This window comes from Flavobacterium pisciphilum, assembly GCF_020905345.1.
Taxonomy (GTDB): domain Bacteria; phylum Bacteroidota; class Bacteroidia; order Flavobacteriales; family Flavobacteriaceae; genus Flavobacterium; species Flavobacterium pisciphilum.
This window is the reverse complement of the sequence record NZ_JAJJMO010000001.1, coordinates 954,705-969,471: the sequence shown is the minus strand read 5'-3', so window position 1 is coordinate 969,471 and position 14,767 is coordinate 954,705. Positions and strand designations below refer to the sequence as shown.

Here is a 14,767-nt window from a genome sequence, read left to right as displayed (position 1 = left end):
ATTAGAAAAAATGGTTAAATTAACAGTTGCAAGAAGATTCTTGTAACTGTTTTTGTTTTAAATAGTCATAATGAAGCGACATGATACCTATCTTTGATAAAGAAGTTTTGAATACAATCGAAAAAATAATTGGAATTCCTTTCGTGAAGACTTTCTATGAGGATGGTGCTGTTTGTTTTGCAAATAATGATGAAGTTCGACCAGATTTTAGGCAAAGCTTTACTATATTTCATGTCTTAGATTATATCAACGCTATTATTTATCAATCAAAGGGGATTGAAAACATTAATTTTTTTAATGACGGATCACTTGAAGTTCCATATCCCAAAGACTTAACTTTATTTTGGAATCAAGTTGCAATAGGAGAGAAGCTCCGAAAAAGTGGCTCGTTAGAACATGATGTTATTGAAAAATATTTTGAGATAAAGTGGTACAGTGAATAAAAGAAAAAATAGATGAAAGAAAATGAAATAGTTTATAAAGATTGTACCGTTCAAGAATGTAGTACTGATTATATCAATCTGCATGGAAGTTCTCCCATGTATAGTATTTTTCTTTTAGAAGGAAGTGGAAAGGTAAGTGTAGATTTGGTAGAATATTCCTTTGAAGGGAAAATTATGTTGTTTACATCACCTTATCAAATCATTCATTTTAATGTAATAAAGTCTCTCAAAACAACAAGATTACAGTTTCATGGGGATTTTTATTGTATAGAATATCATAAAAAAGAAGTTGCTTGTAATGGTTTGTTATTTAATAATATATACCAGCAACCGTATGTAAATCTTGAAGATAAAGACTTCATTGAATTAGATTATATTTTAGGAAAACTAATTATTGAGTTAGACAATAGCACTAGTTATGCTATGGCAGTTGTACGAGCTTATTTGCAATTGATACTTGCCTTATGCAGCAAAATAAAATATGAAGATAACCTTGTTGATGAAGAAAGAAACATACACCATCCATTAATGCAATTTAAAGAATTATTGGAGAATAATTTTCGTGAAGAAAGGCAACCTTCTTTTTATGCCGCCCAAATGGGGATTAGTCCTAATAGTTTTTCAAAATTATGTAAGCAGTATTTTTTAAAAACACCTTCTACATTAATTCATGAAAGGGTTATTCTTGAGGCAAAAAAACTCATTCATCTTACTTATAAGAGTATGAAGCAAATAGCTGCTGAATTAAATTTTGATGATGAAAATTACTTTAGCCGATATTTTAAAAAGCATACTGGTATTACACCAACAGCATTTAGAGAGGATGTAGGTATATCTATCGTGGCAGATTTGTCTAGGTAATATCCATATTTGTCCATTGTAAGCAGCGTATCGAGTTGTTAATTTTGTTTTTTAATATTATCCTAAAAAAATTAAAATATGAATATAATAGCAGCCTTATCTAAATTACAGAATCAGTTTTTTAATCTAATGCGAATTGCCATTTTTATTGTAGTGGTATGGATTGGAGGGCTCAAAGCTTTTCAATATGAAGCAGATGGAATAGTACCATTTGTTGCTAATAGTCCGTTAATGAGTTTCTTTTATAACAATCCAAATGACTATAAAGACCATAAAAATAAAGAGGGAGAAGTAGTTGAAGAGAATATTAAATGGCATGTTGAAAATGGAACTTATATCTTTTCTTATATGCTAGGAGGAGTAATTGTAATTATTGGGTTGCTAACTTTATTTGGGATTTTTAATGCTAAGATTGGACTTGTTGGTGGAGTGCTTACAGCTTGTATGGCATTGGTAACTCTCACTTTTTTGATTACAACACCAGAAACATGGGTGCCAGATTTGGGAAGTAGTACACATGGATTTCCGTATTTATCTGGGGCAGGACGTCTGGTTATTAAAGATATTATAATGATGGCAGGAGGATTGTTATGCGCATCTGATTGTGCAAAAAGAATTATATCTCAAAATAATTAATTTATAAATTTAGAAAGGCTATCTGAAAAGATAGCCTTTTTTGTTTATGCTAACCAAGTATTAAAAAGCTAGTTAGCCATGCATTAATACTGTTCCAATTGATTTTAAACTTTTGAGGTGAATAACCGTAAAAAGTTTTAAAAGCAGCAGAGAAGTGGGAGACATCTTTGTAACCACATTTGTATGCTACTTCTGTTACACTTATGGATTTAGATTGAAATAATTCTTTAGCATGTTTCATGCGCAGTTCAATAATATAGCTTCTTACTGTGATTCCAAAACATGCTTTGAATCCTTTTTTTAATTTAAATTCATTGAGAGAAATCATTCTTGATAATTCAGGAAGAGTTGGAGCATCTACATAATCTTTATCCAAGATTGATTTTGCTTCTCGCAGCTTGATATAATCCTCTTCGTCTATTGAATCATTGGGAGCTGTTTTCTCAATTAGGGCTTCCAATTGTAAAATCAATAGTTCTTTAATTTTTGTTTCGATATACATTCTTTTTAATGCCCCTTTTCGATTACAATTTTTAATTTCATGAATTACCCATTGTATAGATGGTGTAAGAGGGATATAACTAGAGGTTAAATAACTAGATTTTTTTAAAAGGATACTTTTTGAGAATTTTTCATGAAGTTCCCAATCTTCATTGATAATGTAGTAATAGAAATCTTTGGATAAAATAATTGAAAAGTAGTTTATTTGCTCAAATGGCGGAATCTTAAAAGTTGCTTTATAATTTGATGTGTAGAAAATATTGTGAGTATTTTCTCTTGGGAATTTTTCAGTTTCTAGTTGATCAATATAGGTTTCGACATTATTAGAATATATAAAATTCATTATAATTGATTCGCAGCTAATCTCAAATAAAATTGTTTGTGGTTCATAGAAATACATTTGTGTGTCGAGAATAGCAAGTCCATCAGTTAGTAGATGGTGACTTTTTATTTCTTCTATAGCTTCATTTTCTATACATATATTTTCTTCTATCAACTGACTTTTTGGGTCATGACCATCACGAATCCCAATAGAAATTATTGGTTGTTCGTGGCTTTGAAGTTTCGATTTAATTTTCAAAATAATAATCCTTTTTTACAAAATAATAATCCGTTTTTCCCTATATATAATCGTGCTGTTGATGGTACTTTTGCGACAAAGTTATTTATAATTAGTCTAATTAAACATATGTCAACTCATAAATTTTTATTTTTCAGTATAATTTTTTTAGTGTCGTTCTTTTCGTTTGCCCAACAAAATAGGGGGATAGTAGTCTCAGGACAGATTACGGAGAGTTCTGGACAAAGTATTCCATTCGCAACAGTAAGTCTAGAAAAAACAGATTTAATTATTATGTCCGATGAAAACGGAAAGTATAATTTTAAAAATGTTAAAGAAGGAAAATATATTTTAAAAGTTTCTGCAATAGGATTTTCAACTTCAAAAAAACACATAGAAGTTACAGGAACAAATGAAATAACTGTTGCAGTTCGTTTAGAAAATGAATTAAATGAACTAGATAATATAACGGTAATGGGACGTACCCAAACCGAAAAAATAAACAAACAATCGTATAGTGTAACAGCCATTGATGCTAAAAAGTTACATAACTCTACACTTGATTTATCGCATGCTTTGGATAGAGTTTCTGGTGTCCGTGTTCGTGAAGCGGGTGGAGTAGGATCTAGATCTGAACTTTCTATTAATGGGTTCTCTGGAAATCAGATAAAACTTTTTATCGATGGAGTTCCTATGGATAATTTTGGTTCATCTTTTCAATTGAATAATATTCCAGTAAATCTTGCTGATAGAATAGAGGTTTACAAAGGAGTCGTGCCTATTTGGTTAGGTGGTGATGCTCTTGGAGGAGCAATTAATATCGTCACCAATTCTAAACCTCGTACCTATTTGGACGCATCTTATTCTTTTGGTTCATTTAATACACATCGTTCTACTCTAAATGCAGGTTATACTGCCAAGAGTGGTTTTACTACCGAAATCAATGCATTCCAAAATTATTCGGATAATAATTATTGGGTAAATGTAGATGTAGCAGATTTAAAGACAGGACAGTATTATCCAAATCAACGTGTAAGAAGATTTCATGATAAATACCGTAATGAAACTGTAATTTTTAATATCGGTGTGACAGGTAAAAAATATGCTGATAAATTACTATTTGGTTTTACTGCAGGTCAAAATAAAGCAGATATACAGACCGGAGCCCGAATGGTTAGTGTGTTTGGACAGGTTCATAGAAAAGGAAATATTTTGATGCCAACAGTAAAATATCAAGTAAAAGATTTCTTTACAAAAGGATTGGATTTTAGTGTGACTGGTAATTATAATTTTGGCGAAGAACAAAATATTGATACTGTTTACAGAAGATACAATTGGTTTGGTGATTATATACAATTAGATGGTTTAGGAGGGGAACGTAGTCGCACATTACGTAAGTTTAAAAATAATAATGGAATCGCTACTGCAAACCTTACTTATAGTTTAGGCGAGAGACATTCGTTTATGTTGAATAATACGTTTAATACTTTTGATCGTAAAGAAAGTGATGAACTGGTTCCTGAATCATTGTTATATAAGCAGCCTAAAAAATCACAAAAGAATATTTTAGGAGCAGGTTATAAATTTGATTATAACGAAAAATGGAGTACTTCAGTATTTATTAAAAATTACATTTTAAAAAACACCTATTCAGAGAGTTATAATCCTTCAGGTAATTGGGGTGATATTGCCTATATAAAACATGTTGATAATAAAAGTTATTGGGGATATGGTGCTGCAACTAGTTATTACTTAAAGCAAAATTTACAAGTAAAAGCATCTTTTGAAAAAAGTTACAGACTGCCAGCTCCAGAGGAAGTTTTTGGGAGTGTAAATGATAATTTATTTGGAAACATTGGTTTGAAACCAGAACAGAGTGAGAATTTTAATCTTGGTTTTAGCTACCAAACTAGCTTTAAGAAAGTAAATGCAATGACATTTGATGTAAATCTTATGTATCGTGAAGCTGCTGATTTTATTCGACCTGAGCTGAATTTAAATCAAACGATGATAATAAATGTCAACCAAAAAGGAGTTTCTAATTACGGCATTGATACTGAGATAAGATATTCTTATAAGAACAGATTTACAGCTGGTATAAATATGACGTATCAAAATCTTCGTAATAATATAAAATATGAACCAGGCAAGGAAATAGTGTCCCTAAATTATAAAGATAGAGTACCTAATATCCCTTTTCTTTTTGGTAACGCCGATGCGACAGTATTTTTTAATGACTTCATAAAAAAAGGTAATAACCTATCAGTTGGTTACAATTTATTATACGTACATGACTATTATTTGTATTGGCCAAGTAGTGGTGGTAAAGTGGGTAAATTCGATATTCCAGCACAGTTTAATCACGATTTAAATGCAGTTTACACTTTTGCAGATGGGAAATATAATATCGCTCTAGAGTGTAAAAATGTATTAGATAATAAACTCTACGACAACTTTTCATTGCAAAAACCAAGTCGCTCTTTCAATATAAAATTCAGGTATTTTTTTACCAAATCAAATAAATAATTTTAATTAAATCAAACAATAACTATCATGAAGAAAAATGGCACATTAGCGATATTCGCAGCTTTAATAGCTTTTACATCATTCTCTTGTAGCAGTGATTCTGACTCACCAAATGGGGGAACACCAAGTACAGGAACCGATAAAACAAAATATATTGTTACCGTTACTACAGGAGCATCTGGAGTAGCAGATTATTTATTAACTACAGATGATGTGACTAAAGGATCTATTACAACTCAAGGTAATGGATTAGAGCAAGACGGTTCATACCGCTATTATATTACAACGCAAAACAAATTCTTTAGTATGCTTTACGGACAAGGAAACCCTGGAGCTGTAACTACTTATGCATTAACTGGAGAAGGCAAGTTGGCTAAAACTTCTAATTTTCAAACTGAAACGGTACAGGTTTTTGCAGCAATAAATAAGGATATCTTATTGGTTAAAGTTCCAAGAAGTGGAGCAGCATCTCTTGCTAATATGTATAAAGTGGATGCTACAACATCTCTTATAGTTGGTCAAACACAACAGGATACTAAACTTCTAGCTAAAAACGGTGAAAGAGCATTTTATACTTGGGCAACACAAGTGGGAGATAAGGTATATATGCCATATATGAGTATTAAAGGAGACGGTGTAGATAGTTTTGGAACTAAATATCCTGATAGTACTTGGGTTGCAGTATATAACTATCCAGAATTAAAATTAGAAAAAGTAATTAAAGATAACCGTACTAGTTACTTAGGAGATTATTTTTCTAATGGATTAATTCAGGATGAGAATGGTGATGCTTATGGTTTTTCTGGTGCAACTGCGACAAACAATTCAGTTGTAACTTCAACTAATCCATCTGCTGTTGTAAAAATTAAAAAAGGAACTACAGAATTTGACAAGAGTTATTTCTTCAATGTACAACAAAAATCTGGTGGATATAAAATCTCTTCAAACAGTTATATTGGTAAGGGGAAAGTATTATTACAAATGTATGGTGTTGCTGGTACAAATGATGGAGCGCCTAAATTGGCTGTAGCTGATGTGTACAATCAAACATTTACTTGGGTTACTAATGCACCTAAAGTAATTAATTCAACTACTACAAAATATAATATCGCTACAGAAGATAATAATTCTATTATACTTGGTATCAATACACCTGAAGGTAACTGGGTTTATACAATTAATGGTACTACCGGATTGGCTACTAAAGGTATGAAGGTAGAAGGTGGAGAAATTACAGCTATTGCTAAATTAAAATATTAAAATTGTTGTTTTTGTTGACCGTGAGCCTTTAGGGGCTCACGGTTTTTATTATTTAATTTTACGAGTTTCATTACTATGTCTACTTCTATCCAAAAAAAGAAAAAAAGTAAAAAATCGCTTTTCAAGCGCACTGCAGCATGGCTGCATTTGTGGTTAGGACTAGCTTCAGGTATCATTGTGGTAATTGTGAGTCTTACCGGCTGCATGTATGTTTTTGAGAATGAAATTAAAGATTTTATAGAGGACTGGCGTTTTGTTACTCCTCAGGAAAAAAACTATTTGCTACCCTCTCAATTGATAAGTATTGCCGACAAAGAAATGAAAGGCAAAAAAGCCACAAGTGTTACTTTTGGTGATAAAGATGAGGCAGCAATTGTAGGGTATTTTATTCCTAAAAAAGAAAAAAAAGAAGGAGAACAAACAGTTAAGAAAGAAGAAGTTCAAAAAGAGGAAAAAGGAGTAAAAGCAGGTAATCTAGCTTCAAATAACAAGCCTAAAGACAAAGAACCCAAACGTAAAAAAAGACGAAGTGGTACTACTGTCAATGTATATATGAATCCTTATACTGGACAAGTCCTTAATGTTAAATCATTTTCTAGAGATGATCCTGATTTTTTTAGATTTATGCTTAATGGACATAGAGCTTTATGGTTGCCTTATGATATTGGTCGTCCAATCGTAGGAGTTGCAATTTTAATCTTCGTAGTAATATTGCTTACAGGGATGGTTTTATGGTGGCCAACCAAATGGATTAAGTCTATTCGTGATAAGAGTTTTAAAATCAAATGGTCGGCTAGTTTTAAACGTGTAAATTATGATATGCATAATGTACTTGGATTTTATAACATGATTTTTTTACTATTTATTTCTCTTACTGGTTTAGTTTGGAGTTTTGGCTGGTTTAGCAAATCATTATATTGGGTAACCTCAGGAGGAAAACCATTAGTAGAAAGTAGAGAATCACCTAAGTCAGATACAACAAATGTTAAAGCTTTTCATGTTTCTACAGTAGACAAAGTATTGCTTAAATTGGCAAAAGAAAACCCTCAAGCAGCAGGTATTTTGGTATCAATACCTGAAAAACCAGCAGATCCTATTGGTGCTTTTGTTTATAAAACAAGCAATACCTTTTATAATATGGATCGTTATAGTTTCGATCAGCAATCGCTCAAAGATATTACAATCAAGACCCCATTTTCTGGAAAGTATGAAGAGGCTAGTGTGCCAGATAAAATTCGCCGAATGAATTATGATATTCACGTAGGTGCTGTATTAGGGCTCACTGGAAAAATTTTAGCCTTTTTTGCAAGTTTAATTTCTGCAAGTTTGCCTATTACCGGATTCTTAATTTGGTGGGGAAAACAAAAGTTCAGCAAAAAAAGCACAGCAACGACTCCTAAAGTAGTTACAAAAAGAGTAATTGCGCCTAAAAAGTTAGAAGAAGAAATGTCATACTAGTATTTCGTTATTCTAAATAAAAATGTTTAAACCATTAAGGTGTTACTCTTAATGCCTTAATGGTTAAAAACAGTATACTAAGAATGTCTAAAAGTATATTTTATAAAAGATTAATCTACAGTGTTTTTTATACCATGGTACAGCTCAACGGTAAATATTGTACCCGAATTTTTATCAGATGTAACAGAGATAGTTCCTTTATGAAGTATGATAATTTTTTGAGTTAAAGACAAGCCAATACCATTTCCATCCGCATAGATTTTATTTAATCCTCGATAGAATGGTTTAAAAATATGTTTTAAATCATCTTCTAAAATACCAATACCATTATCCGTAAATTGTAAAATAATCTTTTCTTTTTTAAGGGATACAACAACTTTACTTTGATTGTTTTCTGAGAATTTACAACCATTCTCTAGTAAGTTTACAAATGATACTTTCAACAAATATTCATTCCCATTAACTGTAATTTGATCGTCATCTTCAAAATCGTCTTCAAAATGAATGGCAATATTATAATTTGGATTTGATTTTTGAACCTGTTGTCTTGCATCTAATAAAATTTCGTCAATACGAACTTGTCTGAATGCAATTTCGGAGGGATCATAATTTGCCTTGGCAAAATCCAGTAAACTATTAGATAGTTTTGCTAGTTTTTTAGCGTCTTGTAATGTGTTAAGAATTACAATTTTATATTCGTCATTTTGACGTTCCTTATTGGTTGAGAGTTCTAGTTCAGCAATAATAGCCGAAAGAGGTGTTCGCAATTCGTGTGAAATATTAGAGACGAATTGTTTTTGAGAATCAAAGGAGTTTTCTAAACGATTTAGCATTTTGTTAAAAGTAGTTGCTAATTCAGAAACTTCATCTTTACTTTCATTGGTGTGTAGTCGCAAATGAAGATTTGTTGCAGAAATAGTTTTTGCTTTATCTGTCATTTCAACAATAGGTTCGAATGCTTTCTTAGAAAAAAAACGTCCTACCATATAGAGGAGTAAAATAGATACGATAAAAACAATAATACAGGTTTCAAGTAAGTTTTCTAATTTTAGATATCCAAATTCATCATATGCAGCTGCCGTAATGATATATTCTTTTCCTTGAAATTGGTATTTGATTCCTATAACTTGCCAATCATTCTGATAAAATTGGATTTGATTTTTTTGAACTATTTTTTGAATCATTGGCTTCGTTTCTTTAACAACGTCTATATCAACGGCATCGTGATATAATAATTGAAAAGAAGGGGTATAAATAGCAACCTCGACTTCATTTAATGTAGTTCGATTGTTTCTATAAATATTTTGTAATGTTTTACTATCTACTTTGGCATTAAAAAACAAATTTGCCTTAGTAACAGCTTCTTTTTTTAGTAGTGCATAAAATTCTTTTTCTCTGTTTTCTTTTGCAGAAATCAAGATAATAGCAGCAAATACCAATAAAATTGTAGCAGTTGTAAAAGTAAATAATATGGTTAATCGAGTTCTAATTTTCATTCTACTTTCAAAATAAATCCCATTCCAGATCGGGTATGAATAAGTTTTTTATCAAAATCTTTATCAACTTTTTTCCTTAGGTAATTAATATATACATCAATAAAGTTTGTTCCAGTATCAAAATGGGTATCCCATACCTTTTCGGCAATTTCTGTTCGGGATAAAACACGTTCTGAATTTTGGATCATATACTCTAAGAGTTTAAATTCTTTGGGAGTAAGGTTTATTTCTGTATGATTTCTTTTTACATTTTTTGTCTGTAAATTCATTTCAAGATTGTCATATTTTAAAATGAATCCAGTATTGTTTATTGCACCACTACTTCGTTTTAATAGTGCTCTTATGCGAACCAAAAGTTCTCTCATTTCAAATGGCTTTGTCAGGTAATCATCTGCTCCAGCATCAAAACCTTCTACTTTATCATCAGTTGTCCCCAATGCTGTTAGCATTATGATTGGCAGATCGGGTTTTACTTGGCGTATTTCTCTGCATAAATCCAAACCGTCAAGTTTAGGTAAAACAATGTCGGTAATAACCAAATCATATTGATTATTAAGGGCTAGCTTTTTTCCAGAGATACCATCGTAAGCAAGTGTAGGTGTAAAACCATGCTCGTCTAACCCTCTTTGGATTAATTCGGCTACTCTTTGATCGTCTTCTATTATTAAAATTTTCATCGCTATAAAGTTACTATTTCATTTTGTAGATTACCCCCAAATGCACAAAATAAGATTTTTTTTATGATTCACGATTTTAAGACAGTAGTTATAATGTAAAAAAGGCTGTCCAAATTTTTTTGGACAGCCTTTTTATTTATTTTTTAAACCCTTGAATTCCAGATTTTAACCATTGCTCATATTCGGCAATGTCTGGTGTGTATCCAGTAGGTTTGTTTAAGCTTTGCTCATTAGTATCTAATACGATATAATAGGGTTGGGCATTTGCTTTATAACGGGTAATTTGAAAATCACTCCATTTATTTCCTATCGATTTTATATTTTTCCCTGTTTCTTTCGAGATGTATTGTTCCTCGATAGGGAGTTCTCTTTTATCATCAACATATAAAGAAATTAAAACAACTTCATTATTTAAGATTGATAAAATACGTGGATCTGACCACACATAATCCTCCATTTTTCGACAATTGACACATGCAAATCCTGTAAAGTCTAAGAGAATTGGTTTGTTTACGCTTTTGGCATAGGCCAATCCTTTTTCATAATCGGTAAATGCTATGATATCATGTGGCCCTTTATGTGCTCCATCTGGTAAAGCTATTGCAGTGGCAGAACCTTTGTTTGAACCTCCTACACCATAAGGAGATTCGCTATAAGTCATTGGCGGTGGGAAACCACTAATTAACTTTAAAGGTGCACCCCATAAACCAGGAATAAGATATATTGTAAATACCAATACTACTAATCCAATAGATAATCGACCTACTGAAATTGAAGACGCAGGGGAATCATGTGGTAAAGTTATTTTTCCGAATAAGTAGAAAGCCAAAGTACCGAATATAGCTATCCAAATAGCTAAGAATAACTCTCTTTCAAACCAATGTAATTGCAATACTAAATCAGCATTAGACAAGAATTTAAATGCTAAAGCCAATTCTATAAAACCTAAAAATACTTTTACTGTATTTAGCCACCCGCCAGATTTTGGTAATGTATTTAACCAACCTGGGAACATGGCAAATAGCATAAATGGTAAGGCTAAAGCAAAAGAAAAACCTAGCATTCCAACAATTGGCGCAATTCCACCTTTAGAAGCTGCTTCAACCAGTAAAGTCCCGATAATAGGTCCAGTACAAGAAAAAGAAACTATTGCTAGAGCCAATGCCATAAATACGATTCCTATTATTCCTCCTTTATCAGCTTGACGGTCTACTTTATTAGCCCAAGAATTAGGTAGCATAATTTCGAAAGCACCTAAAAAGGATACTGCGAATACCACTAATAGAATAAAGAAAATTACATTAAACCACACATTGGTTGATAATGCATTTAGTGCATCGGCGCCAAAAACAAGTGTAATTACTGTTCCAAGAAATACATAAATTAAGATGATTGAAACACCATAAATAATTGCATTTTTAATTCCTTTGGCTTTGGTTTTACTTTGTTTTGTAAAGAAACTTACTGTCATAGGAATCATTGGGAATACGCACGGAGTAAGCAATGCTGCAAAACCAGATAAGAATGCAATAAAGAATATCATGTACAAACTAGAGTCAGCTTTGTCAGATTTCGGTTGTTTTTCTATTGTAGTATTTACAGCTGTTTTTGTAGTTTTCTCATTGACTATATCGGCAGCCTGAATTTCTTTGGCAGTAAGCGTTTTAAGATTAAACTCAAAGTATTTTGTTTCGCTAATACAGTTTTCTTTGCATACTTGATAAGAGAGCTCTACTTGAATTGTTTCTTTTTCTAGATTGGTTTGTTTGATTAATTGAGTAAAAACCACTTTATCAGAGAAGAATATTTCATCTACGCCAAAGATTTCATTAAACTCTCTTTTTGTTTCACTTTCAGTTGCTTTTCCAATAAGTTCATAATTGTTTTTATTATCATGATAGAGGAATTCGGCCGGAAGGGGACCGTCTTCTGGGGTGAATTGGGAGTATACATGCCAACCTGATTCGATAGCCCCTTTGAAGGAAAGAACAAATTCAGAGTTGGATTTCTTCTCAATAGAAGCTTCCCATTTCACTGGATTTATAATCTGTGCCTGGACTTTGACAAAAGCAAAAACCAGAAATAATATATATAAGATTTTTTTCATTTTATAAGTTTAATCAGAACAATTGTTCTGGTGATAATTTGATTTTAGATAGTATTTTTTAACGAAAAACTTATTTCTTTTTTGATTTGAGCAATAATTTGTGCTTCCGTTGGATTGATTGCAATTAATTTTCCGGAACTATTAAAAAGATAGGTGCTTGGTATCCCTTTTACTCCAAAAATTGCTACAGATTTAGCATCAAATCCTTTTGGGTCAATTAATTGGGGGTTTTTAAGTTTGTCTTTTTCAATGGCTTGCAACCATTTTCCTTTATCAATATCTACAGATATCCCAACAATCTCAAAATTTTGGTTTTTGTATTTGTCATATAGTTTCACCAAATCTTTGTTGGCTATTCGGCAATACGGACACCAAGATGCCCAAAAGTCTACTAAAACTGTTTTTCCCGTATAAGAATTTAGTTTGGTTATTTTATTCTTGTTATTCTGCAATTGGATATTAGGGAAAGAGTCCCCTTTCTTAATTTGTGCATTAACGAAAGTGATAGATAGTAATAAGGGTATTGCTATCAATACATTTTTTATTGAATTCATTGTTTTTTGTAATTTGAAAGAGTTAATTCCAAGGCATGACACAAAACATAACAATACTGTTATATCCTGAATAGAATTGGATTTTTTTAATGATTTACAGCTTTAAAATGGTTTTGAATAAAACGCATCTATGGCTGTCATAAAAACAATCTAGCTTATTTTTGGCGGTAGCCAAATGGAACGGAAACCTGAAGAAATAAAGATTTCGCAATAATAATAGTTTTGCTTTCTTTCTGAAAAATTAAAAAAAGAATGATTGTCTATTTGAAAAGAAATCATTGGAGAATAATAACTACAGTAAATTATAGGGCAATCGGCAGCATTTTCTATACAACCATTAGCACATCTGTGTTCTTTTGCTTTAAAATCGGCTTCTTTACAAGAGGCTTTTAAGAATGTTTTGTTTTTTAAACATATCTTTTCTATTTTAATTCCACGTGCAAAATTAAGCGTAGGTCCCATAAAGAAACCAAACGTTATAATTAATAGTATGTAGAATTTTTTTGCCATAAGAAAGACGAAAATAAAATTTAATTATTAGATGGATGTTAATTTTGATGTAAATGTCATGTGTTTAATCATAATGACTTGTTATGTTGGTAATTAGACTTTTATTGAAATAAACCTAACAGATTGTAAAACCTGTTAGGTTTGGAATGAGACACATTTTGTATAAAACGACCTTCTATACAATTAAAATAGTCTCGATTTGTTGAATTATTTTCTGATGTGAGATTAATAACGATTTTTGTTTCACGCAGATTTTACAGATTAAGGCAGATTTAAAATTAATTTAAAAACACATCTGCATCTATCAGCTTGAATTTTTTTGGAATCTGCGTGAAAAAAAATAATCACTTATTAAAATCGTAGAAAAGTAATTTACTTGGTTACATTGAAAAAAGTATATTCTAGTTTTAAGAAAACTCCATCAGATGTAGCGCGTTGCATCGAACTATACAATTCTTTTTTGTAAGCAAGATCAATTCTTGCCTGACTGTTAATTATAAACTGAATAGAAGGAACTACATCTAAATATGATTTCCCGTTTTCAGTAATTGTTTGACCAGTAAACTCCAACATTGCATTAATATTAGTTTGTTTAAAACTAGTATATTTTTTTGGATACATTAGTTTACCTACTGAAAAAGTATAGTTTACAGCACTGTTACCTAATAAATCAGGGAAGCTATAATCACTGTTGTTAAGTGCTCGTGCGTAACTTACAGATGAGCTTAATGCGACTTTATGGATTAGCTGGGTAGCTACTATACCAGCTTCGTAGCCAGAATTCCCTCCCATTAAATCTATGGCTTCCTGATTTATAATAGAGTTATTGTAACTATATCGTCCAAAGGCCGCCATCCTAAAATGACTCTGTAAATCATCTACAGATAAAAATCTGTATTTGGCATATAAACCACCACCTTTAATTCCCAATCCATTTTCTTGGTTGCTTAAAAATCCTGAAGTACGAACCATTAGGTTTTTATTTATTCCCCAAGTAACTTCTGGAGTTAAATTATACATAGAACCGCTTTCTAGTTGGTTTTTCATGAATGATTGTCCAACACGAACCCCGATTGAACCCGCTGGAGCATTACTTGCGGGTTCGGTTACTACAAATAATTCTTGTGCCTCTATTTGGAGTGAAACTAGGAATAGGAATACTATTGATAAATATTTCAT

At 31.5% G+C, this 14,767-nt stretch carries 13 protein-coding genes; 6 read left to right on the top strand and 7 right to left on the bottom strand.

Annotated elements, in window-relative coordinates:
* The first annotated feature begins 80 nt into the window (after positions 1–80).
* The 3 genes from LNQ49_RS03625 (at position 81) to rclC (ending at position 1,940) form a co-directional block, all read left to right on the top strand.
* Positions 81–443: a hypothetical protein gene (locus tag LNQ49_RS03625; protein ID WP_229987360.1), complete on the top strand. Its 363-nt coding sequence runs from the start codon at positions 81–83 to the stop codon at positions 441–443.
* A 12-nt stretch (positions 444–455) separates the two neighbouring features.
* Positions 456–1,304 carry a helix-turn-helix domain-containing protein gene (locus tag LNQ49_RS03620; protein WP_229987359.1) on the top strand — a complete coding sequence of 283 codons (849 nt, stop codon included), beginning with the start codon at positions 456–458 and terminating at the stop codon, positions 1,302–1,304.
* Between the two features lie 78 nt (positions 1,305–1,382).
* Entirely contained in the window at positions 1,383–1,940 is a 558-nt protein-coding gene (gene rclC / locus LNQ49_RS03615; RefSeq protein WP_229987358.1) for a reactive chlorine resistance membrane protein RclC, read from the top strand.
* Between the two features lie 49 nt (positions 1,941–1,989).
* Here rclC and LNQ49_RS03610 read toward each other — a convergent pair whose 3' ends face one another.
* On the bottom strand, positions 1,990–3,021 hold the full coding sequence (locus LNQ49_RS03610) for a helix-turn-helix domain-containing protein (RefSeq protein ID WP_229987357.1): 1,032 nt from the start codon (positions 3,019–3,021) through the stop codon (positions 1,990–1,992).
* A 108-nt stretch (positions 3,022–3,129) separates the two neighbouring features.
* On the opposite strand from LNQ49_RS03610, the gene LNQ49_RS03605 reads away from it, so the two are divergent.
* The 3 genes from LNQ49_RS03605 (at position 3,130) to LNQ49_RS03595 (ending at position 8,244) form a co-directional block, all read left to right on the top strand.
* Entirely contained in the window at positions 3,130–5,526 is a 2,397-nt protein-coding gene (locus tag LNQ49_RS03605; RefSeq protein ID WP_229987356.1) for a TonB-dependent receptor, read from the top strand.
* A gap of 27 nt (positions 5,527–5,553) precedes the next feature.
* Positions 5,554–6,786, top strand: a complete 1,233-nt coding sequence (locus LNQ49_RS03600; protein ID WP_229987355.1) for a DUF4374 domain-containing protein — start codon at positions 5,554–5,556, stop codon at positions 6,784–6,786.
* A 75-nt stretch (positions 6,787–6,861) separates the two neighbouring features.
* The gene (locus LNQ49_RS03595) at positions 6,862–8,244 is read left to right on the top strand and encodes a PepSY-associated TM helix domain-containing protein (protein ID WP_229987354.1); all 1,383 of its coding nucleotides are present in this window, start codon (positions 6,862–6,864) and stop codon (positions 8,242–8,244) included.
* 110 nt (positions 8,245–8,354) lie between these two features.
* On the opposite strand, the gene LNQ49_RS03590 is transcribed toward LNQ49_RS03595, so the two are convergent.
* The 6 genes from LNQ49_RS03590 to LNQ49_RS03565 all read right to left on the bottom strand — a co-directional run bounded on the left by LNQ49_RS03590 (position 8,355) and on the right by LNQ49_RS03565 (position 14,767).
* Entirely contained in the window at positions 8,355–9,740 is a 1,386-nt protein-coding gene (locus tag LNQ49_RS03590) for a HAMP domain-containing sensor histidine kinase (RefSeq protein ID WP_229987353.1), read from the bottom strand.
* Positions 9,737–10,417, bottom strand: coding sequence for a response regulator transcription factor (locus LNQ49_RS03585; RefSeq protein ID WP_229987352.1), 681 nt, complete (start codon positions 10,415–10,417; stop codon positions 9,737–9,739). The genes LNQ49_RS03590 and LNQ49_RS03585 overlap by 4 nt, the downstream gene beginning before the upstream one ends.
* A 136-nt stretch (positions 10,418–10,553) precedes the next feature.
* Positions 10,554–12,524, bottom strand: a complete 1,971-nt coding sequence (locus LNQ49_RS03580; protein ID WP_229987351.1) for a protein-disulfide reductase DsbD family protein — start codon at positions 12,522–12,524, stop codon at positions 10,554–10,556.
* Between the two features lie 44 nt (positions 12,525–12,568).
* Positions 12,569–13,078 carry a TlpA family protein disulfide reductase gene (locus tag LNQ49_RS03575; protein ID WP_229987350.1) on the bottom strand — a complete coding sequence of 170 codons (510 nt, stop codon included), beginning with the start codon at positions 13,076–13,078 and terminating at the stop codon, positions 12,569–12,571.
* Positions 13,079–13,228: 150 nt separating this feature from the next.
* On the bottom strand, positions 13,229–13,588 hold the full coding sequence (locus tag LNQ49_RS03570; RefSeq protein WP_229987349.1) for a hypothetical protein: 360 nt from the start codon (positions 13,586–13,588) through the stop codon (positions 13,229–13,231).
* A 372-nt stretch (positions 13,589–13,960) separates the two neighbouring features.
* Positions 13,961–14,767, bottom strand: coding sequence for a hypothetical protein (locus LNQ49_RS03565; protein ID WP_229987348.1), 807 nt, complete (start codon positions 14,765–14,767; stop codon positions 13,961–13,963).

What these genes read in the sequence shown, in the direction of transcription:
- LNQ49_RS03625 (WP_229987360.1), top strand. Translation starts at nt 81, where the DNA reads ATGATACCTATCTTTGATAAAGAAGTTTTGAATACAATCGAAAAAATA.
- LNQ49_RS03620 (WP_229987359.1), top strand. Translation starts at nt 456, where the DNA reads ATGAAAGAAAATGAAATAGTTTATAAAGATTGTACCGTTCAAGAATGT.
- rclC (WP_229987358.1), top strand. Translation starts at nt 1,383, where the DNA reads ATGAATATAATAGCAGCCTTATCTAAATTACAGAATCAGTTTTTTAAT.
- LNQ49_RS03605 (WP_229987356.1), top strand. Translation starts at nt 3,130, where the DNA reads ATGTCAACTCATAAATTTTTATTTTTCAGTATAATTTTTTTAGTGTCG.
- LNQ49_RS03600 (WP_229987355.1), top strand. Translation starts at nt 5,554, where the DNA reads ATGAAGAAAAATGGCACATTAGCGATATTCGCAGCTTTAATAGCTTTT.
- LNQ49_RS03595 (WP_229987354.1), top strand. Translation starts at nt 6,862, where the DNA reads ATGTCTACTTCTATCCAAAAAAAGAAAAAAAGTAAAAAATCGCTTTTC.
- LNQ49_RS03590 (WP_229987353.1), bottom strand. Translation starts at nt 9,740, where the DNA reads ATGAAAATTAGAACTCGATTAACCATATTATTTACTTTTACAACTGCT.
- LNQ49_RS03585 (WP_229987352.1), bottom strand. Translation starts at nt 10,417, where the DNA reads ATGAAAATTTTAATAATAGAAGACGATCAAAGAGTAGCCGAATTAATC.
- LNQ49_RS03580 (WP_229987351.1), bottom strand. Translation starts at nt 12,524, where the DNA reads ATGAAAAAAATCTTATATATATTATTTCTGGTTTTTGCTTTTGTCAAA.
- LNQ49_RS03575 (WP_229987350.1), bottom strand. Translation starts at nt 13,078, where the DNA reads ATGAATTCAATAAAAAATGTATTGATAGCAATACCCTTATTACTATCT.
- LNQ49_RS03570 (WP_229987349.1), bottom strand. Translation starts at nt 13,588, where the DNA reads ATGGCAAAAAAATTCTACATACTATTAATTATAACGTTTGGTTTCTTT.
- LNQ49_RS03565 (WP_229987348.1), bottom strand. Translation starts at nt 14,767, where the DNA reads ATGAAATATTTATCAATAGTATTCCTATTCCTAGTTTCACTCCAAATA.